General features: G+C 65.6%; 22 protein-coding genes. 10 read left to right on the top strand and 12 right to left on the bottom strand.

Annotated features, from left to right (window positions below; translation table 11 throughout):
* Positions 1-288 precede the first annotated feature (288 nt).
* From V473_RS12280 to hflK, 8 genes are all read right to left on the bottom strand, one after another.
* Positions 289-1,626, bottom strand: coding sequence for a cell wall hydrolase (locus V473_RS12280; protein ID WP_066604409.1), 1,338 nt, complete (start codon positions 1,624-1,626; stop codon positions 289-291).
* Between the two features lie 21 nt (positions 1,627-1,647).
* The gene (gene cysK, locus V473_RS12275) at positions 1,648-2,577 is read right to left on the bottom strand and encodes a cysteine synthase A (protein WP_066604402.1); all 930 of its coding nucleotides are present in this window, start codon (positions 2,575-2,577) and stop codon (positions 1,648-1,650) included.
* Positions 2,574-3,878 carry an MFS transporter gene (locus V473_RS12270; RefSeq protein ID WP_066604399.1) on the bottom strand — a complete coding sequence of 435 codons (1,305 nt, stop codon included), beginning with the start codon at positions 3,876-3,878 and terminating at the stop codon, positions 2,574-2,576. Before V473_RS12270 ends, cysK begins: the two co-directional genes overlap by 4 nt.
* A gap of 126 nt (positions 3,879-4,004) precedes the next feature.
* Positions 4,005-4,394, bottom strand: coding sequence for a hypothetical protein (locus tag V473_RS12265; protein ID WP_066604396.1), 390 nt, complete (start codon positions 4,392-4,394; stop codon positions 4,005-4,007).
* A gap of 35 nt (positions 4,395-4,429) precedes the next feature.
* Positions 4,430-6,061 carry a helicase HerA-like domain-containing protein gene (locus V473_RS12260; RefSeq protein ID WP_066604389.1) on the bottom strand — a complete coding sequence of 544 codons (1,632 nt, stop codon included), beginning with the start codon at positions 6,059-6,061 and terminating at the stop codon, positions 4,430-4,432.
* Between the two features lie 156 nt (positions 6,062-6,217).
* Positions 6,218-7,723 (bottom strand): Do family serine endopeptidase, encoded by a 1,506-nt coding sequence (locus tag V473_RS12255; RefSeq protein ID WP_066604387.1) that lies wholly within the window; start codon positions 7,721-7,723, stop codon positions 6,218-6,220.
* 135 nt (positions 7,724-7,858) lie between these two features.
* Positions 7,859-8,707, bottom strand: a complete 849-nt coding sequence (gene hflC, locus V473_RS12250) for a protease modulator HflC (protein ID WP_066604385.1) — start codon at positions 8,705-8,707, stop codon at positions 7,859-7,861.
* A complete protein-coding gene (gene hflK, locus V473_RS12245) occupies positions 8,707-9,834 on the bottom strand; it encodes an FtsH protease activity modulator HflK (protein WP_201785497.1) in 1,128 nt (375 codons plus the stop codon). The genes hflC and hflK overlap by 1 nt, the downstream gene beginning before the upstream one ends.
* 74 nt (positions 9,835-9,908) lie before the next feature.
* Between hflK and V473_RS12240 the strand changes: the two genes are divergently transcribed.
* From V473_RS12240 to V473_RS12200, 9 genes are all read left to right on the top strand, one after another.
* Positions 9,909-10,901: an Mrp/NBP35 family ATP-binding protein gene (locus tag V473_RS12240; RefSeq protein WP_066605640.1), complete on the top strand. Its 993-nt coding sequence runs from the start codon at positions 9,909-9,911 to the stop codon at positions 10,899-10,901.
* Between the two features lie 82 nt (positions 10,902-10,983).
* Positions 10,984-11,418 carry a CoA-binding protein gene (locus V473_RS12235; RefSeq protein ID WP_066604377.1) on the top strand — a complete coding sequence of 145 codons (435 nt, stop codon included), beginning with the start codon at positions 10,984-10,986 and terminating at the stop codon, positions 11,416-11,418.
* Between the two features lie 38 nt (positions 11,419-11,456).
* Positions 11,457-13,724, top strand: coding sequence for a xanthine dehydrogenase family protein molybdopterin-binding subunit (locus tag V473_RS12230; protein WP_066604375.1), 2,268 nt, complete (start codon positions 11,457-11,459; stop codon positions 13,722-13,724).
* Positions 13,721-14,737 carry a ferrochelatase gene (gene hemH / locus V473_RS12225; RefSeq protein WP_066604372.1) on the top strand — a complete coding sequence of 339 codons (1,017 nt, stop codon included), beginning with the start codon at positions 13,721-13,723 and terminating at the stop codon, positions 14,735-14,737. The genes V473_RS12230 and hemH overlap by 4 nt, the downstream gene beginning before the upstream one ends.
* A gap of 26 nt (positions 14,738-14,763) precedes the next feature.
* On the top strand, positions 14,764-15,486 hold the full coding sequence (gene phbB / locus V473_RS12220; protein ID WP_066605635.1) for an acetoacetyl-CoA reductase: 723 nt from the start codon (positions 14,764-14,766) through the stop codon (positions 15,484-15,486).
* Positions 15,486-15,797, top strand: coding sequence for a ribbon-helix-helix domain-containing protein (locus tag V473_RS12215; RefSeq protein ID WP_082679082.1), 312 nt, complete (start codon positions 15,486-15,488; stop codon positions 15,795-15,797). The genes phbB and V473_RS12215 overlap by 1 nt, the downstream gene beginning before the upstream one ends.
* 34 nt (positions 15,798-15,831) lie before the next feature.
* On the top strand, positions 15,832-18,150 hold the full coding sequence (locus tag V473_RS12210; RefSeq protein WP_066604369.1) for a TonB-dependent receptor: 2,319 nt from the start codon (positions 15,832-15,834) through the stop codon (positions 18,148-18,150).
* 174 nt (positions 18,151-18,324) lie between these two features.
* Positions 18,325-19,098, top strand: a complete 774-nt coding sequence (locus V473_RS12205) for an energy transducer TonB (protein WP_066604363.1) — start codon at positions 18,325-18,327, stop codon at positions 19,096-19,098.
* Positions 19,099-19,113: 15 nt separating this feature from the next.
* Positions 19,114-19,797, top strand: coding sequence for a Fe2+-dependent dioxygenase (locus tag V473_RS12200; protein ID WP_066604357.1), 684 nt, complete (start codon positions 19,114-19,116; stop codon positions 19,795-19,797).
* A gap of 256 nt (positions 19,798-20,053) precedes the next feature.
* Here the strand turns inward: V473_RS12200 and V473_RS12195 are convergent, their stop codons facing one another.
* The 4 genes from V473_RS12195 to V473_RS12180 form a co-directional block, all read right to left on the bottom strand.
* Positions 20,054-20,917 (bottom strand): FAD:protein FMN transferase, encoded by an 864-nt coding sequence (locus tag V473_RS12195; RefSeq protein ID WP_066604355.1) that lies wholly within the window; start codon positions 20,915-20,917, stop codon positions 20,054-20,056.
* A 101-nt stretch (positions 20,918-21,018) separates the two neighbouring features.
* Positions 21,019-21,933: a DUF4198 domain-containing protein gene (locus tag V473_RS12190; protein WP_082679132.1), complete on the bottom strand. Its 915-nt coding sequence runs from the start codon at positions 21,931-21,933 to the stop codon at positions 21,019-21,021.
* Between the two features lie 13 nt (positions 21,934-21,946).
* Positions 21,947-22,477, bottom strand: coding sequence for a DUF2271 domain-containing protein (locus V473_RS12185; protein ID WP_066604354.1), 531 nt, complete (start codon positions 22,475-22,477; stop codon positions 21,947-21,949).
* Between the two features lie 17 nt (positions 22,478-22,494).
* Positions 22,495-23,139 (bottom strand): PepSY-associated TM helix domain-containing protein, encoded by a 645-nt coding sequence (locus tag V473_RS12180; RefSeq protein ID WP_066604353.1) that lies wholly within the window; start codon positions 23,137-23,139, stop codon positions 22,495-22,497.
* A gap of 287 nt (positions 23,140-23,426) precedes the next feature.
* Here V473_RS12180 and V473_RS12175 point away from each other — a divergent pair, with 287 nt between their 5' ends.
* Positions 23,427-24,416 carry an MlaA family lipoprotein gene (locus V473_RS12175; RefSeq protein WP_066604351.1) on the top strand — a complete coding sequence of 330 codons (990 nt, stop codon included), beginning with the start codon at positions 23,427-23,429 and terminating at the stop codon, positions 24,414-24,416.
* Positions 24,417-24,534 lie beyond the last annotated feature (118 nt).

The following is a 24,534-nucleotide window of genomic DNA, read 5'->3' as shown; positions in this document are numbered from 1 at the left end:
GCGAAAACTCAGTCCAAGCGCGATGGAATAGGGGGTGATTCGCACCCGCCAATCCACGCAAAAAAGTGCGGGCCGGGACTGTCCGATCCGCACTGTCAGCACTTTGTGACCCGCCAAAATTCGCCCAATTCCGCCAGCTTCGCGCGCAATTCGAAGCCAGACCCCGAGCGATCCGGGGGACGGCCTATCCCGTTACGCACAGCGCAGAGGACGACCGGATTGCCGCCGATATAGGCGCTGGCGCCCGGTTTGTGAAGGGGGCAGGTAAGCCGCCAAAACGCCAAGCGTTCAAGGTGTCGCTGTTCTTGTCTCACCGGCGGGCATGACCGGCGCGATCTTCACCGTTTCGAACCGCCCCTTGCGCCGGACACCGGCCAGCGCTTCGGTGGGCAGGGTGGGGACAATGGTCGGGAGGCGCTGGCGCATACATTCCTCCTTCGCCGTCCGCCGCGTCTGCCCGCAATTCCACAGCGCCCGCTGCAAGCCGCTGCCGGCGTTATGGATATAGGCGAAGCTCATCGTCGCCATCTGCGCGTCGCTGAGAGGCAGGCCCGCAGGCGCAGCGCCCGGTCGCCAGGCCATGATCCGGCATTCGGCGCGCCCGGCGCAAAAGGTCTGCGCCATCGCCGGCCAGCCATCCGCGCCGCCGCTGCCGGCAGGCAGTTCGACCAGGAAGCTCTTCGCCCCCGGCGCGATCGCGATCAGCCGAACCCCCGCCACCGTACGCCCCAGCGAATCCGCGCCGATCGTCTGTTGCGGCCGGGCGGCGAGCGCTGCGGCAGCCTCCGCCGCCGCCACGGTCGGCGGCGGCATCAAGGGGGTATCCGTCCCACCCTGATGCGCAGGCGAGAAGCGCGCGATCCGGCCGATCAGCGGCTCGCCCTTGTCGTCGCTCTGGTGAAATGCGGGGGGCGTCCCCCACCAGCCGCGCCAGCGGAAGAAGAGGTGCGTGCCGACCGCCGCGATCTTGTCCAGGCTGCCGCTCCAATAGGGCACGACCCAGTCGGTATGATAATGGGTGGCGTGGCCGACCGGCTTGTAGACCTTGCCCGCCAGCGCGGCGCGGGCGATCTCGCGCGCGCGGCCCCAAGCGGCCTCGCCCGGCGTGCGGGTCAGCGCCCCGTCGCAACTGAAGGTGAACTGGCATCCGGTGCGCCGTTCCTGTCCCTGAAACACGACACCGCAGACCGTCTTGGGGAAGGCGGGGTGGCGCACGCGGTTCAGCACCACCTGCGCCACCGCCTGTTCGCCCACGGCGTCGTCGCCCGCTTCGAAGATTTCCGCCGCCGCCAGGCAATCGGTCGCACGCGCCAGATCGGTTTCGGAGCCCGAAAAGCGGAAGGGCCGGGCGGCCGGGTTGGGATCGCGCGAAAAGGGGATGGTCGCGTTGAACGCCACCGCCTGGTTCCGCTCCAGCGCGAAGACCTCGACCGGCTCCACTGGCGGCGGCGGCGTGGTGGGGCGTTTCATCCGTTCGGCTTCGACCACGGCCATCCGGCGCGCGCCCGCGTCCGGCCGCGCCCGCGTGTCCCAGGCGGCGGCCAGTGCGGGCAGGCCGACAAACAGGAGTGCCCAGACCAGCCACAGGAAAGGATGCGGCCGGGCCGGGGGAGGTAGGTCGGTCATGCCTCGCTTGCCGCCAATAGCCTATTCGGGCAGGAAGTCGGGCACCGACAGATAGCGTTCGCCGGTATCATAGTTGAAGCCCAGAACCCGGCTGCCCGCGGGCAGTTCCTTCAGCTTCTGCGCGATCGCCGCCAGCGTGCCGCCCGACGAGATGCCGACCAGCAGGCCTTCCTGCGTCGCGGCGCGGCGGGCATAGTCCTTGGCGTCGGCCGGATCGACCTGGATCACGCCGTCCAGCAACTGGGTGTGCAGGTTGGCCGGGATGAAGCCCGCGCCGATGCCCTGGATCGGGTGCGGGCCGGGCTGGCCGCCGCTGATGACCGGGGAGAGGGTCGGTTCGACCGCGAAGATCTTGATCGCGGGCCATGTTTTTTTCAGCACCTCGGCGACGCCGGTGATGTGGCCGCCTGTGCCCACGCCGGTAATCAGCGCGTCGATCGGCGCGTCGGCGAAATCGGCCAGGATTTCCTGCGCCGTGGTGCGGACATGCACGTCGATATTGGCGGGATTTTCGAACTGCTGCGGCATCCAGCTACCCGGCGTCTGCGACACCAGTTCCAGCGCGCGTTCGATCGCGCCCTTCATGCCCTTTTCGCGCGGCGTCAGGTCGAAGCTGGCGCCATAGGCCAGCATCAGCCGGCGGCGCTCGATCGACATGCTTTCGGGCATGACCAGCACCAGCTTGTAGCCCTTGACCGCCGCGACCATGGCCAGGCCCACGCCGGTATTGCCCGATGTCGGCTCGATGATGGTGCCGCCCGGCTGCAATTCGCCGCTGGCCTCGGCCGCCTCGATCATCGCCAGCGCGATACGGTCCTTGATAGACCCGCCGGGATTGGACCGTTCCGACTTGATCCACACTTCGGTGCCGGCGGGCGCATCGCCGAACAGCCGGTTGATGCGGACATGTGGCGTATTGCCGATGGTTTCGAGAATCGTGGCAGCTTTCATGGGTTTTTCTCCTGGCTGTTCTCTTCTCGCCCGATGTCGGGTGGATCGAAGCTTCGTGCAAGGCGCAATTCGGGAAAGAGTCGCGCCCAGAATAGGGTGATGATGATAGCACCGACGCCGCCGCCGATCACCGCCGCGACAGGGCCGACCAGCGCGGCGAGGAAACCGGACTCCGCCTCGCCCAGTTCGTTGGAGGCAGAGATGGTAAGCTGCGACAGGCTGGACACCCGCCCGCGCATCGCATCGGGCGTGTGCAATTGGACCAGCGACTGGCGCACGAATACCGACACCATGTCCGCGCCGCCCAGCACCACCAGCGATGCGATCCCCGCCTCGATCGCGATACCGCGCGGCAGGAAGGCGGTGCAGCCGAACGCGATGGTGGCCAAGCCGAACAGGATGACCGACCCCAGCATCTTCAGCCCCACCTCGGTCTTCATCGGACGGAAGGAGAACCAGAGCGCGGTCGCCGCCGCGCCGATGCCGGGCGCGGCTGCCAGATGGCCCAGCCCGGCCGACCCCACATGCAATATGTCGCGGGCATAGACCGGCAGCAGCGCGGTCGCGCCCGCCAGCAGCACCGCGAACAGGTCCAGCGTGATCGTCGCCAGCACCAGCCGGTTGCCCTTCACATAGGTGAAGCCGTCGATCATCTGGCGTACCGGATGGCGGCTGGTGTCGCGCGGCGGCTGCGGCACCGGCCCGATCAGCAGCATCGCGCCCAGCGCCACGCCATAGAGGATGGCCGCCAGCGCATATGCGCCCCAAGGGGTGGCGGCATAGGCATAGCCGCCTACCGCCGGTCCCGCGATCATCCCGGCCTGCCACGAGACGCTGGAAATGGCGATAGCGGTGGGCAGCGCGGCTGGTGGCACCAGATTGGGCGCCAGCGCGCCATAGGCCGGGCCGTTGAAGGCGCGGGCGATGCCCACGATCACGGCGATCCCGAAGATCAGCGGCAGGCTGACCCAGCCTTCATAGGTGGCAAAGGCAAGCAGCCCGGCCGCGATCGTCAGCAAGGTGAGCGTCAGCCGGGTGATGATCCGCCTGTCATAATGGTCGGCGACCCATCCGGTGACGGGTGTCAGGAAGAAAAGCGGCAGGAACTGCGCCAGCCCGATCAGGCCAAGCTGCGCCGAAGCGCCTGCGGTCGTCATCGTCTCCCGCGCGATATTATAGGCCTGCCACGCCAGCACGATCATCATGCTGTATTGCGCCAGCACGGCGCACAGCCGTCCCGCGAGATAGGCCCGGAAATTGCCGAAATGCAGGGGGTGGCGAGGGGAGGGGGCAGCCGTCATGGCCACGGCTTTAGCGGCGCTTATATTGCCGAAGCAACAGGGGTGCGGCCCACCATGCAACAAGATTTGCTTTGCGACCTATGAGCGGGGCGGGCGGCGATCCATCGCTCCGCCCCACATAGCCGATCAGCGTTGCAACAGCACGCCGCTGACCGATCCGTTGCGCACGGAGCAGACGAAGGGTACGGCCCCGCCCTCAGCAAAGCCGATCTCGCCCTCCACCTCCCATCCGGTCGCCATGGTGCTGGCGCGGGGTCGACCGATGAGCTTGCCGTTGGGGCCGGCCTGGTACAGCGCCTTGGCCGCGCAGGCGTCGCGTGCGGCGGCGGCCGTTGCGATCGCGCCATAGCCTGGCGAGGCATAGGGCGTGCGACGGGCGTCGCGCTCGGCCTGCCGGTCGCGCGCGATGTCGCTGGCGATCGCAGCGCCGATGACATGATGGGGATCAATCGTCTGGGCGTGGAGCGGGCTGGCCGCGACCAGCGCTACTACTGTCCAAATCGCTGTCTTCTGCATGACGCGCCGCCTCCCTGCCGGTAGACCAGCATAGCCTATTTGAACAGGCTGCCCAATATGCCGCGGACCAGTTTGCCGGCGATCCCGCCGGACGAGGATTTGCGGCTCGTGCCGCCGAACACGGCGCGGCCCAGTTCGTTGGCGACTTGCCTTCCGACCGATGAGCCCGCCGCCCGCGTGGCCGACTGGATCGCTTTGTCGAAAGCGCTGGGCTTGGCCGCTTCGCGCGCCTCCACCGTTTCGCGCCGGGCCTGCGCCTTCAATTCTGCCTCGCGCTGCTTCGCCTCGATCTTGGCTTGGGCGGCGGCGGTTTTGTCGGCCTCTGCCTGCGCCTTTTGCGCCTGCGCTGCCGCAGCGGCGGCCTGCCCGCGTGCGGCCAATATCTCTTCAGCCGATTCGCGATCGACTGCGTCGTCATATTTGCCGGCGACCGGCGAGATCGACTGGATGATCGCCCGCTCCTTGGCATCCAGCGGTCCCAGCCGCGACCGCGGCGGCGCGATCAGCGTGCGTTGGACGATGCCGGGCGACCCGTCCTCCTGCAGCAGCGAAACCAGCGCTTCGCCGACCTTCAACTCCGTGATCGCCGTCTCGACGTTCAGATCGGGATTGATGCGGAAAGTTTCGGCCGCCGCCTTGATCGCCCGCTGGTCGCGCGGGGTGAAGGCGCGCAGCGCATGTTGCACCCGGTTGCCCAGCTGCCCGGCGACATCCTCTGGAATGTCGATCGGGTTCTGGGTCACGAAATAGACGCCTACGCCCTTGGACCGGATCAGGCGCACGACCTGTTCGATCTTGTCGGTCAGCGCCTTGGGCGCGTCGTCGAACAGCAGATGCGCCTCGTCGAAAAAGAAGACCAGCTTAGGCTTGTCGGGGTCGCCGACTTCCGGCAGCGTCTCGAACAATTCCGACAACAGCCATAGCAGGAAGGTCGCGTAGAGTTTGGGGCTCTGCATCAGCTTGTCGGCGGCCAGCACGTTCACGTAACCGCGCCCTTTTTCGTCCACCTGCAGCATGTCGTGGATGTCGAGCGCGGGTTCACCGAAGAAATGGTCGCCGCCCTGGCTTTCCAGTTGCAGCAACTGCCGCTGAATCGCGCCGACGCTGGCCTTGGTGACATTGCCGTAGCGGGCCGACAGCGTATCGGCATTTTCCGCGCAATAGGCCAGCATCGCCTGCAAATCGCCCAGATCGAGCAGCAGCAGCCCTTCCTCATCGGCATATTTGAAGGCGATGGACAGCACGCCTTCCTGCGTTTCGTTGAGGCCCATCAGCCGCGCGAGCAGCAGCGGCCCCATCTCGCTGACGGTGGTGCGGATCGGATGGCCCTGCTCGCCATAGAGATCCCAGAAGATCGCCGGATTATCGGCATAGCTATAATTGCTGATGCCGATTTCCGCCGCGCGCGCCACCAGCTTGTCGGCATTTTTGGCGGTGGGGGAACCGGCCATGGATATGCCGGCAAGGTCGCCCTTCACGTCGGCCAGGAACACCGGCACGCCAAGCGCGGAAAAACTCTCGGCGATTCCCTGCAAGGTCACGGTCTTGCCGGTGCCGGTCGCGCCTGCGATCAGCCCATGACGGTTGGCGCGGCGCAGGTTCAGCATCTGCGGAACGCCGCCTTCCTTCTCCGGTGCGCCCAGGCCGATGAAGATACCGTCGCTCATTGCTGCAACTCCGAAAAGAAAAACCCGTTCGCCCTTAGCCTGTCGAAGGACCTTTCTGTTCTTCAGGGGAAGAAGAAGGCTTCGACAGGCTAAGCCCGAACGGGTCTGATAGGACGTCCTCACTCTACCGGGCTAGGACGGTTCGGCAAGCGCCGCTTACTTGTCGCGCAGACGTACCGGCAGGAAGATGGCTGGCTGACCCCGCCGCAGCACCTGAAGCAGGATAGCGTTGCGGCCCTGGGCCGCCACCGCCTTCGCCTGCGCGTCCAGCTCCGCCTGGCTTGCGACCGGGCGGTTGTTGGCGCTGATGATGACATCGCCGCGGCGCAGGCCCTTGGCTCCCGCGTCAGTCGACCCATCGACCGCCGTGATGACGACGCCCTTCGTGTCGGCGGCGATGCCGAGCTGGCGGATGATGCCCGGCGTCAGCGGGATCGCCGAGATGCCCAGCGCCTGCTGTGTCGCTTGACCCGGATTCTGGTCCTGCTGGCTGAAATCTTCGTCGCCTTGCGGTTGGGCGAAATTGTTCAATTCGTCTTCGGACGGACGCTCGCCGACGATGGCGGTGACGGTCTGCCGCTGGCCGTTGCGGATCAGGATGATCGGCACGCGCGCGCCGATGTCCTGATTGGCGACGATCGAGGATAGATTCTGGTCTGCGGTCACTTCCTGGCCGGCAACGCTGACGATCACGTCGCCCGCCTTGATCCCGGCTTTTTCAGCGCCCTTGCCCGGCTCCACGCCTTGGACGAATTCGCCACGATTCTTGGCGAGGCCGAGCGAGTCGGCCAGGTCTTCGCCCAGCGGGCTGATCTGCACGCCCAGATAGCCGCGCTTGATCGCCTGGCCCTTGCGCAACGTATCGACGATCGGCGCCGCCTGTTCCGAGGGAATCGCGAAGCCGATGCCCACATTGCCGCCCGACGGCGACAGAATCTGGCTGTTGATGCCGATGACATTACCGCGCATGTCGAACATCGGGCCGCCGCTATTGCCCTGGTTGATGGACGCATCTGTCTGGATGAACTTGTCATAGGTGCCGCCGGTGCCACGATGCAGGGCGGAAATGATGCCCGCCGTGACCGTACCCGAAAGGGCGAAGGGGTTGCCGATCGCGACGACCCAGTCGCCCACACGCGCCTTGCTGCTGTCGCCGAACTTGACGAAGGGCAGGGGCTTTGGCGATTCTATTTTCAGCACCGCCAGGTCCGTCGCAGGGTCGCGCCCAACCAGCTTGGCGGAAAACTCCTGCTTGTCGGTCATGGTGACCGTGATCGAATCGACGCTTGCGCCTTCAGCGCCGGCAGACACCACATGATTGTTGGTGACTATATAACCGTCGGCGGAGATCAGGAAGCCCGATCCCAGCGATTGCGCCTGCCGGGTCTGGGGCTGTCCACCCTGACCCTGACCGAATAATTCGCCAAATGGCGTGCCGGCGAAAGGATTCTGCACCTTCACCCGCTGCTTGGTGGAGATATTGACCACGGCGGGTTGCAGTTTCTCGACCATGTCGGCCAGGCTGGCCGGCGCACCCGCGGGCGCCGCAGCCGTGAGGCCTTCATTCTGCGCGGTCTGCGCCCCGACATTGGAACTGGTCGTGACCGCAATGGCGGTGCCGCCGAGCAGCAGGGCGCCGGTGATGGCATAAGCGTAACGCACTCGTGACGGTCCTCTTCAAAGCTTCATGGTAAGGAAGGCGGGACTTTTAGGAAGCCCTCAGATGCTCCGCCTTGCCTTAACCCTCATTGAATGACGCTGGTTCCGTAATGATCTCCGGGGGATCATGACGAAAGTTTAACGTCGTCCCTGAAATTGCCGCAGGAATTCATTGTCCGGCGACAGGATGATATTGGTCTGGCCCGGCCGATCGGGCGCGAAGGTGTAGCGATAGCTCTGCATCCCGCGATAGAAATCGTAGAAGGACGGGTCCTTCCCGAAGCTCTCGGCATAGATGCGCGCAGCGTTGGCGTCGGCTTCCGCGCGGATGATCTGCGCCTGCTTGGCGCCTTGGGCGCGGATGGTCAGCGCTTCCTGCTCGCGCGCGGTGCGCATCCGGGTGAAGGCGCTTTCCAGCGGCGTGCCGTCGGGCAGATCGGCGCGCTTGATCCGCACGTCGACGATCTCGGCGCCATATTGGCGCGCGACCCGGTCGAGGCCCGCCTCGATATTCTGCATCACCTGGCCGCGTTCGGGGCTGAGCAGCGCGGCGAAGGGCCGCTTGCCCAGTTCGTTGCGCAGCGCGGATCCCAGGATTGGGCGCAGCGCTTCGCCGACCCGCTCTTCGTTGCCCGCCGCGATATACATGCGCAGCGGATCGACGATGCGATAGCGGGCGAAAGCGTCGACCTGAAGCCGCAACTGGTCAGTCGACAGCACTTGCTGCCGCTCCATCTCGACCGACAGCACACGCTTGTCGATCCAGACGATCTGATCGACGAACGGCCAGCGCCAGATGATGCCGGCGCCGGTGTTGCCGAAACTTTCGTTGGGGCGATAGCGGTTGATGATCGCCTTGGGATCGCCGAAGCGGACGACCACGCCCTGTTTGGTTTCGGGCACGATCGCCACGGTGCTGCCGACCATGATCAGCAGGGCGAGCAGGATCAGCGCGAGGGCGACGGGATGGCGCAATATGCCGGGCATCACTGGCCTCCCGTGCTGGCGGCGTCTGGCGTCGGGGTGGGCTGCGCCCGGCGCTTGATTTCGGGCAGCGGCAGATAGGGCGTCACATTACCGCCCTCGACGATGGTCTTGTCGACGTTCGACAGCACGCCCTCCATGGTTTCATAATACATGCGGCGGCGGGTCACGTCGGGCGACAGCTTATATTGCTCATAGACCTTGTCGAAAGCCGCGGCCTCGCCCTGCGCCTTGGCCGTCACCTGTTGGGCGGCGGCGCGCGCTTCGTTCAAGTAGGTCTGCGCCGTCTGCTGCGCGGCGGACACCGCCTTGAACGCATCGTTGACGGCGGTCGGCGGGTCGGCCTGCTTGATCGCGACGCCCTGGATGCGGATGCCCGACTTGTAGCCGTCCAATATCTCCTGCATCCGCAATTCGACCTGCTGTTCGATCGCGGTCCGCCCGGCGCCCAGCGCATCGTCCAGGCTGACGCTGGCGAGCACGGAGCGCATCGCGCTTTCGGCGACTTCGCGCACGCTCGCGTCCGGGTCCGACAGCTGGAACAGATAGAGTTCCGGGTTGCGGATGTTCCAGCGCACCGAATAAGCGAGATCGATGATATTCTGGTCCCCGGTCAGCACCAGATTTTCGCTCTCCGCACTGGCGGAGCCTATATCGATGGTGCGGATTTCCTCGACATCGACCGTCGTCACCGCCTCGAACGGAGCGGGCATGGTCAGGCTGATGCCGGGTGTCAGGGTGCGGCTATATTTGCCGAGCAGGGTGACGACGCCGCGCTCCTGCGGGCCGACGCGATGGAAACTGGTCAGGACCAGCCACAATATCACAACCAGGGCGATGGCGATCGGCCAGAGCGCCTTGCCCGACGCGCGCGGGGGAAGCCCGCCGAAGCCACCGCCATTCCCGCCGCCGCCCTGGCCAAAGCTTTCGCGGCCGCGGCGCAGTAGTTCTTCGATGGCGGATGGCCCCTTCTGGCCGCCGGACGGTCTGCCCGGCTGGGTCCACGGATTGCGCGGGCCGCCGTCGCCGCCACCCCTCTGTCCGTCCCCTTCGGGTCCGTCATTCTTGCCGCCCCAGGGGCCTTGGACCATCGCTGCGATCGCGGGCATCCACCCGAACATTCTTCTCATGCCACCTTCTATAGGAAGGCTCTTCGCCGAAAAACAGTGCAAATGCCTGCGATTATTTCCTACAGGGCATGGCCATGACCGATCTTGCCGATTTCACCGCCCGTCTGACCGCCCTTACCGACGGCCGCGCCAGCGCGCCGCGGCTCAAGGAAGGGGTGATGACCATCGCCCTCGACGTGGGTGGACTGGAACACGATCGGCGCGATGGGTTAGCCGCCGCGATCCGCGAAGGCGCGCTGACCGTGCCCGGCGTCACCGACGTCCGCATCGCCATGACCGCGGAGCGAAAGCCCGCAGAAACGCCGCCCGCCAAGGCGCCGCTGCGCATCCTGGCCGTCGCGTCGGGCAAGGGCGGGGTGGGCAAATCCACCCTGTCGGCCAATCTCGCCGTCGCGCTGCACCGGCTCGGACTGAAGGTCGGGCTGGTCGACGCCGATATCTACGGCCCGTCGCAGGCGCGGCTGATGGGGAGCGAGGATCAAAAGCCCCAGGCGCGCGAGAAGAAGCTGATTCCCGTCACCGGCACGCTGGGCATCCCGATGCTGTCGATGGCGCATCTGGTGGAGCCGGGCAAGGCGCTGGCCTGGCGCGGGCCGATGGTGGGCAATGCGCTGACGCAGCTGATCGATGCGGAGTGGGGCGAGACGGAATTGCTGGTCGTCGACATGCCGCCCGGCACCGGCGACATCCAGTTGACCATGGTGCAGAAGCACAAGCCCGCCGGCGCGGTGATCGTGTCCACGCCACAGGATCTGGCGCTGATCGACGCCACCCGCGCGGTCAGCCTGTTCCATCAGGCCGGGGTGCCGATGGTCGGCTTGGTCGAAAATATGGCCGGCTATGCCTGTCCCCATTGCGGCGAAGTCTCCGATCCGTTCGGCCATGGCGGCGCGGAAAGCACGGCTGGCGACCTGTCCATGCCCTTCCTTGGCCGTGTGCCCCTGGCGATCGACATCCGTCGCCGCTCGGACGCGGGCGATCCGCCGGCGGCGGGCGAGGGCGTCCATGCCGACGCCTTCCATGCCATCGCGCGCAAGGTTGCCGACTGGCTTAAGGCATCGGCCTGATTATAGCGCCCGGTCGCGCCGGGAAAGGAACGTCTTGCGTTCGCCCGCGTCTTCCCCATCTCGGTCGCAAAGGAGATACGCCATGCCGCTCACCGCCCCGCAGGACATCGCCGCCTTGTTGTCGGAAATCCGCACCATCGCGCTGGTCGGCATTTCCGATCGCCCGGACCGCCCCAGCTATGGCGTGATGAAATTCCTTCAGGACCATGGCTATCGCGTCCTGCCGGTCAATCCGCAGATCGCCGGTGAGCATGTCCATGGCGAATTTGTCTGGGGCCGCCTGTCCGACATCGGCGTGGCCGTCGACATGGTCGATATCTTCCGTCGCAGCGAAGCGGCGGGGGAGGCGGTGGACGACGCCATCGCCGCCGGGGCCAAGGCGGTGTGGATGCAACTGGGCGTCGTCAACGAAGCGGCGGCGGCGCGCGCCGAAGCGGCCGGGTTGAAGGTGGTGATGGATCGTTGTCCCGCGATCGACATCCCCCGCCTCGGCCTTGCGCCGATAGGTGCCGATTAACGCTAGGCAGCGCGCGCCTGCGGTTCTATCAGGCTGGCATGGCGCGCACCCCGCGGAAGCAATCCGGCAAACATCAGGGCATCAACCGGCGCACGCTGCTGATCGGCGGTGGCGCAGCGGCGGGGCTGCTGCTCGCCTGGGGCGTATGGCCGCGCAGCTACCAGCCCAATCTCAACGCCGGTCCCGGCGAAACCATCGTCAACGCCTTCCTGAAGATCGATGCATCCGGCCAGATCATCGTCGTCGTGCCGCAAACCGAAATGGGGCAGGGCGTCACCACAGTCCTGCCACAGATATTGGCCGACGAACTGGGCGCGGACTGGCGCACAGTCGCGGTGCAGAGCGCGCCGATCAGCCCGCTCTACGCCAACACCCTGCTGGCGCGCGCATGGCTGGCGAGCGACTGGACGCGGCTGCTCGGTGACGCTGGCGACTGGGCGATCGGCCAATATGCGACGCGCGGCGCGCTGATGCTGACCGGCGGCGGCACCTCCGTCCCGATGTTCCGCGACGCCTATCGCGATGCCGGCGCGGCTGCCCGCGTGCTGTTGTGCAAGGCGGCGGCGGCGCGCTGGGCCATTCCCTGGGAAAGTTGCGACATTCAGGATGGCATCATTTCCGACGGCGGCGCGCGCCGCATGAAGATCGGTGATGTGGTCGCGGATGCCGCCCGGTTCGACCTGCCCGATATCCTGCCCTATCGCCAGGGGCAGGATGGCCGCCTGTCCGGGCAGGATCTGCCGCGGCTCGATACCCCGTCGAAGATCGACGGCAGCCATAATTTCACCGCCGACATTCGTCTGCCCGACATGGTCTATGCCTCGATCCGGCAGGGACCGATCGGCGACGCCCTGCTGGCCGGGCTGGACGAGCGCGCCGCCGGCAGCGTCACCGGCTTCCTCAAGCTCGTGCGGCAGGAACGCTGGGTCGCCGCGGTCGCCAGCAACTGGTGGGCCGCGAACAAGGCGCTCGACCTGTCCGACCCGGTCTTCACGCTCCGCGGCGTGCCGGTCAGCAGCGGTGGCATAGACGACGCGCTGGAGGCGGCTTTTGCGGGGTCGGACGGCCGCCGCCTCTATGCCCAGGGCGATCTCGCCCCGGTGTTCGAGGGGGCGACCATCCTAGCCAGCGAATATCAGGTCGATGCCGGGCTGCATCTGGCGCTCGAACCCCAGTGCGCCACCGCCCGCGTCACCGACGACGGCGCGGAAATCTGGATGGCGACGCAGGCGCCCGGCCTCGCCCGTGCGGCGATCGCCGATGCGTTGGGCCTGCCGGAACGGGCGGTGACGCTCTATCCGCTCCATGCTGGCGGGTCGTTCGGCCGCAGGATGGATTGGGATGCCGGGGTGCAGGCGGCGCTGCTGGCGCGCGCCATGGGGCGGCCGGTGCAACTCCTCTGGTCGCGGCTGGAGGATGTGGTCCAGGATCGGCCGAGCGCCCCCGCCCACGCCCGCATGGCGGCCAAGCTCGGCCGCAACGGCGCGATCGAAGGCTGGCTGGCGAAGGTCGCCGCGCCCTGCGCCCTGACGCAGACATGGGCGCGCATCGCGGACGGCGTCTTACCGCACGTTGCGGCGGCGGACGCCGCGGACAGGGCGACCCGGCTGGCCGTCGCCGGCATGGCCCCGCCCTATGCCATTCCTAATTGGGCGGTCGATCATTTCCCGACCGATGTCGGCCTGCCGCTCGGCTTCACCCGCGGTAATGCGCATCTGCACAGCGCTTTCTTCACGGAAAGTTTCGTCGATGAACTGGCGCATCTGTCGGGGATGGAGGCCATGTCCTTCCGCATCCAGATGCTGGGCGGCAATCCGCGCCTCGCCCATTGCCTGTCGACCGCGGCGTCGATGGGCGGCTGGCAGGGCGGCATAGCGGGCAGCGGGCAGGGGCTATCCGCCCATATGATGGACGGCGCCTATGCCGCCATCATGGTGGAGGCGGCGATGAACGGCGATAAGCTCAGCGTCAGCCGCATCGTCGCTGCGGTCGATGCGGGCGATCAGGTCAATCCCGACATCGCTCGGCAGCAGATAGAAAGCGGGCTGGTCTATGGCCTCGCCTATGCGATGGGCGCCTCCGTTCCCTATGAGCGCGGCCTGCCGACCCGCGCCATCCTTGGCCGCATGAACCTGCCGCGCCTCGCCGACATCGGCGAAGTCACGGTGGAACTGATGCGCAGCACCGCCGATCCGGCCGGGGTCAGCGATCTGGCAGCGCCGCTCGTCGCCCCCGCCATCGCCAACGCCCTGTACACATGGACAGGTCAGCGTATGCGCAGCCTGCCGCTAGTGGGAGCCGCATGAACCAGCCCGCCAATCATCCCGTCATTGCCACGCCCAAGGTCGGCGTGTTGCTCATCAATCTCGGCACGCCCGATGCGCCCGATCCAAAATCGGTGCGTCGCTATCTGGCGGAATTTCTCTCCGACCGGCGCGTGGTGGAGATTCCGCAACTCCTTTGGCAACCGATCCTGCGCGGCGTGATCCTCACTACCCGCCCGAAGAAATCCGCCCACGCCTATCAACAGGTGTGGACACCGGACGGCTCGCCGCTGGCGGTCCATACCCGCGCCACTGCCCATGCGCTGCAACAGGCGATGGGGCAGGGCGTGGTGGTCGACTGGGCGATGCGCTACGGCAATCCGGCCATTGCGGCGAAGCTTGCGGCGATGAAGGCGCAAGGCTGCGAACGCATCCTGCTCGCGCCGCTTTATCCGCAATATAGCGCCGCTACCACCGCGACCGCCAATGACGCGGCCTTCGCCGCCTTGGCCGCAATGCGCTGGCAACCCGCCATTCGCACCTTGCCGCCCTATCATGACGATCCGGCCTATATCGCCGCGCTCAAGGCGTCGATCGACCGGCATGTCGCCGCACTCGACTTCGTTCCCGACGCGCTGCTCGCCAGTTTCCACGGCATGCCCGAACGCACTTTGCATCTGGGCGATCCCTATCATTGCCAATCGGTCAAGACGGTCCGCCTGCTGCGTGAAGCCCTGTCTCTGAAAAACCCGCCGCTGCCGGTCCATATGAGCTTCCAGTCGCGCTTCGGTCGCGCCAAATGGCTCGAACCGGAAACCGAAGCTACGCTCGCCAAATTGGTGAAGGAAGGTGTCCGCAATGTTGCTGTGGTCACACCAGGATTCGCGGCGGATTGCCTTGAAACCCTAGAGGAAATCGCCCTGCGTGCGAAAGATGTTTTTTTGGCCCAAGGTGGCGAAAAATTTGCCCTTTTGCCCTGTCTAAACGCATCAGCGGAAGCTATCACTCTGTACGACAGGCTTGTGAGCCGCGAACTTTCGGGTTGGATCAACTGACCCGGTTGCAGGAAGAGGATACGCATATGTCGAGAGTGGCGATCGTGACCGGCGGAACGCGCGGCATCGGCGAGGCGATCAGCCTGGCTTTGCAGGAGATGGGCTATACCGTCGCCGCCAACTATGGTGGCAATGAGGAGAAGGCGAAGGCCTTTACCGACAAGACCGGCATCGCGACCTTCAAATGGGACGTCGGCGATCACCAGGCTTGCCTCGACGGCTGCGCCGCGGTGACCGAAGCGTTGGGTCCGATCGACATCGTCGTCAACAATGCCGGCATCACCCGCGACGGCGTGCTCGCCAAGATGAGCTTTGACGATTGGAACGAGGTGATGCGCATCAACCTCGGCGGTTGCTTCAACATGTCGAAGGCGACCTTCGGCGGGATGCGGGAACGCGGCTGGGGCCGGATCGTCAATATCGGTTCGATCAACGGCCAGGCCGGACAATATGGCCAGGTCAACTATGCCGCCGCCAAGTCGGGCATTCACGGCTTCACCAAGGCGCTGGCGCAGGAAGGCGCCAAGTCCGGCATCACCGTCAACGCGATCGCGCCCGGCTATATCGACACCGACATGGTGGCCGCGGTCCCCGCGCCGGTGCTGGAGAAGATCGTCGCCAAAATCCCGGTCGGCCGCCTGGGCCAGGCCAGCGAAATCGCGCGTGGCGTCGCCTTCTTCTGTAGCGAGGAAGGCGGCTTCGTGACCGGCAGCACCTTGTCGATCAACGGCGGCCAGCACATGTATTGATGATGACGGGCGACCCTGACCATCCTTTGGGGTCGCCCTTCGCGCCGCCGGTCAAGCGGAGCGTGACCATTGCCGGACACCAGACTGCGATCAGCCTGGAGCCGATCTTCTGGGACGCCTTGCGTACCCATGCCTTGCGGCAAAATCTTCCGATCAACGCGCTGGTCGCTCGTATCGATGCTGCGCGGTTGGCCGCGCCGCATCCGCCCAATCTGGCCAGCGCCATCCGGTGCTGGCTGTTCGCTGGACATTTTGCGACAACGATAAGAATTATTCGCAATAGCGTTGACTCTGAGAAGGACTCTCAATAGCAGGCCCCCAACGATTAAAAGGGGATCTGAAACTATGTCGAAATCGGTGAGCATGACCTCGTTTCTGGCGATGGGTTGCGTCGGCGTGATGGCTTTTGCGACGACTGCGAACGCGCAAGAGGCGGAGCAGGGGCCCCGTCTGGGCGGCATGACCGTCACGGACACCGCAATCGAGGACGCTCCGGCCCGGCAGGAAAGCCCCAAGGCGACCCGCCCCGTCCGCGACACGCCGCAGACGATTACCATCCTGACCAACACCGTGATCGAGCAGCAGAATCTGTTGACGCTGCGCGACGTGTTGTCGACAGTGCCCGGCATCACCTTTGGCGCGGGCGAAGGCGGCGGGGGCTATGGCGACAGCATCACATTGCGCGGCTATTCGGCCAATACCGACATCACCACCGACGGCGTGCGCGACAGCGCCCAGTACAGCCGCACCGACAGTTTCAACACCGAACAGATCGAAGTCACCAACGGCGCCAATTCGGTCACCGCCGGGTCCGGCTCTGTCGGCGGTTCGATCAATATCGTGACCAAGCGGCCCAAAGCCGACACGCAGGTCGTCGCCAATGCCGGCATCGGCACCGACAATTATTATCGCGCCGCGATCGACGCCAATGTTCGCGCCAGCGAATTCATCGCTTTTCGCATCAATGCGATGGCGCACAAGAATGACGTGCCGGGCCGCGATGTCGAGGATTATAAACGCTGGGGCGTGGCGCCGTCGATCACCTTCGGCATCGAAAGCCCGACCCGCCTGACGCTGCAATATCTGCATCAGGAAGACGAAAATACCCCCCAATATGGCGCGCCCTATGTGGCCGCGCTGGGCGGTTTGCTGCCGGGCGCCGACAGCACCGACTATTTCGGTTATCGCAATGTCGATACGCAGGAAACCAATGTCGATCAGTTGACGGCCATTTTCGAACATGATTTCAGCGATACGGTCAGTATCCGCAACCTGACCCGCTGGCAAGATGTGACCCAGTTCACCGTCGTCAATCCGCCACAGGGCACCTATTGCCTGGCCAACGGAGCACTGCCCAATGGCGATGCCTGTCCTGCGACGGTTCCGGCCGGTTATTATCTGCCCAGCGGCCCACGCGGGACCACCCGCGATTCGCGCAACCAGCTCGCCTTCAACCAGCTCGACCTGCGGGCTGTGGCGAACACCGGCGGGATCGAACATACGATCGTGTTGGGTACGGCGGTGACGTGGGAGAAATATGACCTCCGGTCGGGCAACAGCCTGCGCAATGCGGACGGCACGGCAGCTTTCAGCGCTTATCCGCTGATGAACGTCGCCAATCCCAACGCGATCGTGACCGGCCCGGACGGTTTCACTTATGGCAGCAACATCTATACCGGCCCAGTCAACTTCATCCCGACGGCGGCGCAGACCGGCGAGCTGGAAAATTACGCTGTCTATCTGTTCGACACGATGAAGCTGACCGACCAGTTCGAGCTGACCGGCGGCCTTCGCTATGAAAAGAACAAGGGCAGCTATCGCGCCGACACGATCGTCGGCGCAACCGCCACCAGCATGGGGACGGTGACGCCCGGCACGACCTTCCGCAACGAGGATGACCTGTTTTCCTACCGCGTCGGCCTCAATTACAAGCCGGTCGAAGCGATCAGCCTCTATGCCGCCTATGGCAACAGCAAGACCCCGTCCAAGACTTCGGTCAATGGATCCTGCACCGCGGCGTCGTGCAACGTGAAGCCGGAATCGGCGGTCAATTATGAAATCGGCGCCAAGGCGGAATTGGGCGAAGGCGTTCTGCTGACGGCAGCGCTGTTTCGCAACGAGCGTAGCAATTTCCGCGTGACCGGCATCGTGAGCGACGACAATCCGCTGGGTGAAATGCAGTTGGACGGCAAGTCGCGGGTCGATGGCGTCGCGCTGGGCGCCAATGGCCAGATCACGCCCAATTGGACCGTCACCGCCAATTATACCTACCTGGACAGCAAGATCATCCAGAGCGTCGCGGATGGGGAGGTCGATCCGCTGTCGGGTGCGGAACTGACCAATGTGCCGACACATTCGGGCAGCTTCTTCACCACCTATGCGCTGCCCTTCGGCCTGAAAATCGGCTATGGCTTCACCTATCAGGGCAAGTTCGATCTCAATTCGGCGACGACCGGCGCCATCTATCAGGTGGATGATTATCTGATCCACAATGCGATGCTGGCCTATGACTTCACGCCGGGTCTGTCCGCCCAGCTCAATGTGAAGAATTTCACCGACAAGACCTATTATACTGGGGTTCGCAACGGCGCGCAGACGTCGGCCCAGTGGGCGCGGGTCGGAGAAGGACGGGCGGCGATCCTGACTCTGGGCTATAAATTCTGATCCAATCCCCCGGTCCAACCGGCCGGGGGGGCAGGATGGGCGGCGACAGGCTCCGGTTTGCGCCAGCGTCCCTGCATGGCCCGATCGAAAGCCTTCGCAAACATCGCAATTGATTCGCATTAGGCTTCACGCTATTGCGAACCGCCACAGGGTCACGCAAAGGGAGGCACTGGCATGTTGCAGGCGGCCAGCCAGCCGATTGAGGATTATGATGGTGCGCCGGAGCAGGTCGTCGCCCTCGCGCCTGTTGCGGCCCTGCCTCCGTCGGCCTCCGTGGCGTCTTCCGCCGATCGCTATGGCGCCCGGTCCCGCCCCAACGTCCCGGCCATCGTCGCCATCCTGGTCGTCCACGCATTGTTGATCGGCGCATTGATTCAGGTGCGCAACCACGTGCAGCGGACGGAGGCGGCCAAGCTGACGGTGGTGAACCTGTCGCCGCCGCCCCCTCCGCCGCCCGCAGCGGAAACGCCCCCGCCGCCGCCTTCCGCGCCGCAAGTGGTCGCGCCGCCGCCGATCGTGCAGACGCCGGCGCCGCCGGTGCCAACCGTCCAGACATCGCCCGAACCCGTGCCCGTGCAGGCGGCCGCGCCGGTCACCGTCATCGCGCCGGGACCAAGCACGTCGGTCGCCGCGCCGCCGGCCCCGCCCAGCATGGTGCAGGGCGGCGATCTGGGCGCCCAGATGGTCGCGGGCAAGCCGCCCCGCTATCCCATCGACAGCCGCCGCAAGCGCGAGCAGGGGACGGTGGTGCTGACCATCACCCTGGCAATGGATGGCGGGGTGGAGAGCATCGTCGTCAGCCAGAGCAGCGGTTTCGCCCGGCTCGACGATGCCGCCAGGGATGCGGTCAAGGGCTGGCGCTGGAAGCCGACCATCCGGGGCGGGCAGCCGGTCCGAGTTCGGGGCGTGGTCGAAATCCCTTTCATTCTGCGCACCGATGCCGCCTAACGGACACGCTTTTTCATGTTGATCGCCATCCCCGACCTGATCGACCCCGCTGGCGTCGCCGCTATCCGTGCCATCATCGACGCTGGTGATTGGGTGGATGGCAACATCACGTCAGGCCATCAGTCGGCGCTGGCCAAGCGCAACCTGCAATTGCCCGAAGATTCGCCTGCCGCGCAAGAGGCGCAGCAGATCGTCTTCGATGCCGTTGGCCAAAACCCGCTGTTCATCGCGGCGGCGCTGCCGCAGCGCATCTTCCCGCCGCTGTTTAACAGCTATGCCGGTGGGCAGGCGTTCGGCACCCATGTCGACAATGCGATCCGCATCCGCAAGGGCACGACATTCCGGGTGCGGTCCGACCTGTCCATGACCGTGTTTCTGGAAGACCCGGCGGCTTATGATGGCGGCGAACTGACGGTGGAAACCCATTATGGTGTCCAACAGATCAAGCTGCCCGCCGGTCATGCGGTGCTTTATCCCTCTTCCTCGCTGCACCGGGTCGAGCCGGTGACGCGCGGGCGGCGTGTGGCGAGTTTCTTCTGGGTCCAGTCGATGGTGCGGGATGATAGCGCGCGCCAGACCCTGTTCGATCTGGACAGCAGCATCCAGCAGCTTGCCGAAACCCTCGGCCATGACGATGCGCAGGTCATCCGGCTGACTGGCGTCTATCATAATTTGCTGCGGCGCTGGGCCGACGCCTGACGAGCGCTGTGGGGGGCGATGATGCGCCATGATCGGGCGCGCCGAAGTTCACACCGTTGTCGGACTTTTTCGGGCAATCGTACCGCCCAGGCCCCTGTGACGCCATCGCGCGGACAGACCAGAGAAAATCCTACATTGGAACATTTGTGATCACTGGTTTTGCAGCGACGGCTGCAAATCCCCAACGGTTGTTAAAAATCGGAGAATGGTGGGAATCCACCTCAATTCGCTATTCTCGATCACCGGATTAGCGCCATCACTCCAGCATCGCCGCCAGCGCGGGGGTCATATATTCCTGCGCGCCGTCGCCCGTGCGCTGCACGAGGCGGGCGGCGAGATCGTGGCGGGTGGCCAGCGCCATGCCACGGTCGGCTCCCATGACGGTGATGGCGGTGGCCCATGCGTCGGCCATCATGGCGCTGTCGTGCAGGACGGTGACGGAAGCGACGCCGGGCGCGATCGGGGCGCCGGTCGCGGGGTCGATGCTGTGGGACAGACGCGCGCCGTCTTCGAGGCGGAAGCGGCGATAGTCGCCGGAGGTGGCGACGCATTGGCCGCACAGCGCGATGCGGAGCGTGGGGACGGCGAGGTCGGGCGGGGATTCGACATCGACCCACCAGGGCTGGATGTCGGGCTTGATGCCTTCCCCGCGCAGCTCGCCGCCGATTTCGATCAGGAAATTGGCGACGCCCATGGCGCGCAACTGCGCGGCGGCGGCATCGACGGCGAAACCCTTGGCGATGCCGGAAAAGTCGAGCGCGACGTCGGCGCGGCGGCGGGCGCGATCCCCTTCCACCTCTATGCGGGTCCAGAGGGCGGTGACGGACGCGGCGGTCGGACCAAGGCCGGGGCCGAAGCCCCATCGGTCGACGAGCTGGCCGATAGCGGGATCGAAGGCGCCGCCCGACAGCCGCGCCATGTCCAGCCCGGCGCGCAGCACGGTCAGCATGTCGGCGGGCAGCGGCATCCAAGCGCCCACGGCCATGCGGTTGAAACGGCTGATCGTGGAGTCCGCTTCCCAATTGCTCATCTGGTCGATGACGCGGGCCAGCACCGCTTCGATGGCGCTTTCAGAGCGGGCGGGCGGATCGACGATCTGCGCCGACCAGCTAGTTCCCATGGTGGGGCCGCCATAAGTGACGATAGCGCCCCTGCGCTGTCGCCCGACAAACTGGTCGGGCGACAGGCCGGGCGCTATCGCGATGCGGACGCCATGGGTGCTCAGCCCTGCACCTCGATCGTCATGGCGTAGGTGGCGCGGTCCTGCGGCGGACCCATGGGTGGGCGGGGGCCGCCTTGGCCTTCGCCGCCCGCCGGACCCTGTGGGCCGCCAGCACCGGGGCCGCCAGGGCCACCGGGACCACCAGGGCCACCCTCGCCGCCGCGACGGCCGCCCGTGCTGACGCTGACCCAATACATGCCTGCGTCCGGCCAGGTCAGCGTGACCTTGCCCTCTGCATCGGTCTTGGCGTCCATTTGCTTGAGATCCTGGCGATAGCGCACGCCGCCGGCGATGGCGGTGACGTCCAGACCAGCCGCTGGCTTGCCGTTCAGCAGGAACTGGAAGGTGGCCGGCTCGCCCACGGCCGCATCATTGGGATGGGTGACGGGCACCATTTCCAACCCCTTGCCGGTCGGCTTGAAAATGTCGCGGGTCGGTTCGCCGGCGCTGACGAAAGTTTCGATCCGCGTCATCGCCTGGGCTGTCTGGACGTCGGTGGCGCCCTGCGGGACGGCGGTGGCGAGCGTCGCGGGCGTGGTGCCGCGCGGCAGCATCTTGCGTTCCCCGTTCAGCATGAAGCTGCCCATCACCGCGACATTGGTGATGGCGATCTTGTAGCTGCCCTTGGCCTTGACCGGCACGTCGAAGGTTTCGCGCAGCTTGCCGACGGAGCGGTTTTCCGCGGGAACGATCGATCCGTCGGGGGCGGTGACGACCGGTTCCCAATCCTGCCCCGGATGATCGAAATAGAAGAGGTCGGTGGAGATGGCGGCATCGACCGTCAGCCATTCATTGCCGGTGCCGGCGAACATGGTTTCGGACGGCAGCATCCAGGGACGCGGCGCGGCGCCGGCCGTGGATGGCAGGGCAAGCGCAGCCCCCGCCGCGAGCAGCAGCGTGCGGAATTTCATCATGACCTGCATCCCCTTAGCGTGAAACGACGACATTGACGGCGCCCAGCTCGGCCGAGCCGGTGGCGCTGCCCTTCGCGCCCGATGCGCCGATGGTCAGCGGGACGCGCACAACTTCGCGACCACCCACTTCGCGCGCGGCTTCGACCACCAGCGTATATTTGCCGGGCGCAAGGTTCGGCATTCCGCCCTTGCCGGCGGTGAAGCTGAGCTTGTGCGTGCCCGGCGCGCGGGTCGCGCCGCTGACGCCGTCGGCAGGCAGGCTGAGCGCACGGCCCGATGCCCGCCACCAGCTACGCACGTCGCGCAGCCATTTGACGCCGGCATTGTTGCGCTTGTCGACGTCGTACAGGATCGACAGGGTGCGGGCGGGCGCGCCCTCCTTCTCGATCCAGATCGCGACATAGGGACGGTGATATTCGGCGACCGACAGGCGCGGCAGGGTGAGGGTGACGTCGAGCGTCTGCGCGGTCGCGGGGCCGGCAAGCGCTCCGGCCGCGCCCAGCGTCGCGCTGCCCGTCAGGATAAGCGTGTGGCGGATCTGCATGAGCGGAAAATTCCCCTTTAGTGGATGAAGATGATGGCGAGAAGCGCCGGAAGGGCGAGGCCGATCGCGACCAGCGGCCAGGTGCTGGGCCGTTTCTTGGCGTGAAGCTGGAGCAGTACCAGGCCGGTCAGCGCGAAGACGAAGCAGGCGATCGAGAAAATATCGATGAACCATTTCCACACGCCGCCGGCATTGCGACCCTTGTGCAGATCGTTGAGATAGCTGATCCAGCCGCGGCTGGTGCTTTCGCTGGTGACGGCGCCGCTGTGCCGGTCGATCGATACCCAGCCATCGCCACCGGGGCGGGGCAGGGCCAGATAGATTTCATCGGCGGACCATTCGGCATTGCCGACGCCCGGCAGGCCCACCGATTTTTCGACCCATGTCGCGACGGGCGCGGGCAGGGGCTTCTTCGCGTCGGGCGCGTCATTGGCGGCGACCTGTTGCAGCAGGTCGGCGGGCAGGGTGGCGCTCTTTTCGATGGTCCGGGGCGATGCTTCGACATCGGCGGCGTGATTGAGGGTGATGCCGGTAAAGGCGAAAAGCAGCAGGCCGATCAGGCTGACGGCCGAACTCACCCAATGCCAGGTATGGAGCTGCTTCATCCAGAAGGCCTTGGCGCTCTTCTTCCTGGTCGTCTGGATGCGGGCGGTTCCGTGCATGGGGTGGGATATGTCCTGCGCTATGATGATCCTCGCATAACGCGAACGACTCGCAGTTGCAAACGAGTCGCAGCAGGAAATTGTATCAAAATGTAAGGAGAGCCGGATCGGGATGCGACAAGAGGCCCCTTCCGGCCGATCTATGGCGTGGCCTTGCTATTGACGACCATGGCCACCACCTCTAGCCGCACTGTATGCCTGATGTAACACGGATTATATGTCCGGTATGTCACGGATTTTGATAGCCGCGCGGGGGGAGAGCGCGTGGCTGCTGCTAGGACATGACTATGCTATTGCCGGCCGTAGCTGCGGGAATGATGATGATCGGGACGCAGGCGGAAGCCGCCGCGCCGCAACTGGCCGTGGCCGCAGAAGTCGCGGGTGGGGTGCAGGATGCAGCGCCGTCCGTCACTCCCGCCGCCCCGGCGCAGGCACCCACGCAACCTGTCGCTGCCCCGCCGCTCGCCCCACAGGGCGACGCGGCGCAGGACATCGTGGTCACCGGCGACAAGGGCGCGCCCAAGGGCGACCCGCTGGAGCAGCTCAACGCCAAGAGTTTCGAGGCGGTGCAGTCGGTCGACAGGGCGGTCGTGGAGCCGGTGGCGAAGGCCTATAACAAGGGCCTGCCGCGCCCGGTGCGCAAGGGGTTGCGTAACTTCTTTTCGAACCTGGGCGAACCGATCGTGGCGGCCGCCTATCTGTTGCAGTTCAAACCGGGCAAGGCGTTCGAGACGGCCGGGCGCTTTGGCGTCAATACGACGCTGGGTTTCGTCGGGATGTTCGATGTGGCCAAGCGCAAGCCGTTCAACCTGCCCCATCGCGACAATGGCATTGCCAATACTTTGGGTTTCTACGGCGTAGGGCCGGGGCCGTATATGTATTTGCCGGTCGTCGGGCCGACCACGTTGCGCGACATCATCGGCGATACGGCGGACAAGATGATCCTGCCTTTCGCCCTGGGCGGCAAATTCTTCAAGCCGGCCTATGTCATTCCCGCGACGATCCTGAACCAGTTGGGCGAGCGCGCCGCATTCGACGAGACGATCACGGCGATCCGCAAGGAAGACGATCCCTATACCGTCTACAAGACGCTGTACCTGAAACAGCGTAAGGCGGAGATCGAAGCGCTGCACGGGCGCGTGTCGGCGGAGCCGGTTGTGCCCATCTATGGCGACGGCCTGCGCACGCCGGGCAAGAAAGATGCGCCCAAGGTCGTGTTACCCGATCCCTATGCGGACGATGATGCCGCCGAACCGGCGCCGGACGCGCCGCAATAAAGCTTGTATTCGCGCGACACGGAAAGAGCGTCATTCTCGCGAAGAGAATGACGCTCTTTCTGTTGGCGGCTAAGGCATGGCGTGTTCCCAGATCAGACGGCAGGACTGGGTTCAGGCC

Source organism: Sphingobium cupriresistens LL01, assembly GCF_001046645.1.
Lineage (GTDB): Bacteria > Pseudomonadota > Alphaproteobacteria > Sphingomonadales > Sphingomonadaceae > Sphingobium > Sphingobium cupriresistens.
The sequence above is the reverse complement of the archived record's forward strand: the minus strand, read 5'-3'. Positions and strand labels throughout refer to the sequence as shown.

Bases quoted from the DNA above. Each gene is read 5' to 3' on its own strand.
- V473_RS12280 (WP_066604409.1), bottom strand. From the start codon at position 1,626: ATGACCGACCTACCTCCCCCGGCCCGGCCGCATCCTTTCCTGTGGCTG.
- cysK (WP_066604402.1), bottom strand. From the start codon at position 2,577: ATGAAAGCTGCCACGATTCTCGAAACCATCGGCAATACGCCACATGTC.
- V473_RS12270 (WP_066604399.1), bottom strand. From the start codon at position 3,878: ATGACGGCTGCCCCCTCCCCTCGCCACCCCCTGCATTTCGGCAATTTC.
- V473_RS12265 (WP_066604396.1), bottom strand. From the start codon at position 4,394: ATGCAGAAGACAGCGATTTGGACAGTAGTAGCGCTGGTCGCGGCCAGC.
- V473_RS12260 (WP_066604389.1), bottom strand. From the start codon at position 6,061: ATGAGCGACGGTATCTTCATCGGCCTGGGCGCACCGGAGAAGGAAGGC.
- hflC (WP_066604385.1), bottom strand. From the start codon at position 8,707: ATGCCCGGCATATTGCGCCATCCCGTCGCCCTCGCGCTGATCCTGCTC.
- hflK (WP_201785497.1), bottom strand. From the start codon at position 9,834: ATGAGAAGAATGTTCGGGTGGATGCCCGCGATCGCAGCGATGGTCCAA.
- V473_RS12240 (WP_066605640.1), top strand. From the start codon at position 9,909: ATGACCGATCTTGCCGATTTCACCGCCCGTCTGACCGCCCTTACCGAC.
- V473_RS12235 (WP_066604377.1), top strand. From the start codon at position 10,984: ATGCCGCTCACCGCCCCGCAGGACATCGCCGCCTTGTTGTCGGAAATC.
- V473_RS12230 (WP_066604375.1), top strand. From the start codon at position 11,457: ATGGCGCGCACCCCGCGGAAGCAATCCGGCAAACATCAGGGCATCAAC.
- hemH (WP_066604372.1), top strand. From the start codon at position 13,721: ATGAACCAGCCCGCCAATCATCCCGTCATTGCCACGCCCAAGGTCGGC.
- phbB (WP_066605635.1), top strand. From the start codon at position 14,764: ATGTCGAGAGTGGCGATCGTGACCGGCGGAACGCGCGGCATCGGCGAG.
- V473_RS12215 (WP_082679082.1), top strand. From the start codon at position 15,486: ATGATGACGGGCGACCCTGACCATCCTTTGGGGTCGCCCTTCGCGCCG.
- V473_RS12210 (WP_066604369.1), top strand. From the start codon at position 15,832: ATGTCGAAATCGGTGAGCATGACCTCGTTTCTGGCGATGGGTTGCGTC.
- V473_RS12205 (WP_066604363.1), top strand. From the start codon at position 18,325: ATGTTGCAGGCGGCCAGCCAGCCGATTGAGGATTATGATGGTGCGCCG.
- V473_RS12200 (WP_066604357.1), top strand. From the start codon at position 19,114: ATGTTGATCGCCATCCCCGACCTGATCGACCCCGCTGGCGTCGCCGCT.
- V473_RS12195 (WP_066604355.1), bottom strand. From the start codon at position 20,917: ATGGGAACTAGCTGGTCGGCGCAGATCGTCGATCCGCCCGCCCGCTCT.
- V473_RS12190 (WP_082679132.1), bottom strand. From the start codon at position 21,933: ATGATGAAATTCCGCACGCTGCTGCTCGCGGCGGGGGCTGCGCTTGCC.
- V473_RS12185 (WP_066604354.1), bottom strand. From the start codon at position 22,477: ATGCAGATCCGCCACACGCTTATCCTGACGGGCAGCGCGACGCTGGGC.
- V473_RS12180 (WP_066604353.1), bottom strand. From the start codon at position 23,139: ATGCACGGAACCGCCCGCATCCAGACGACCAGGAAGAAGAGCGCCAAG.
- V473_RS12175 (WP_066604351.1), top strand. From the start codon at position 23,427: ATGCTATTGCCGGCCGTAGCTGCGGGAATGATGATGATCGGGACGCAG.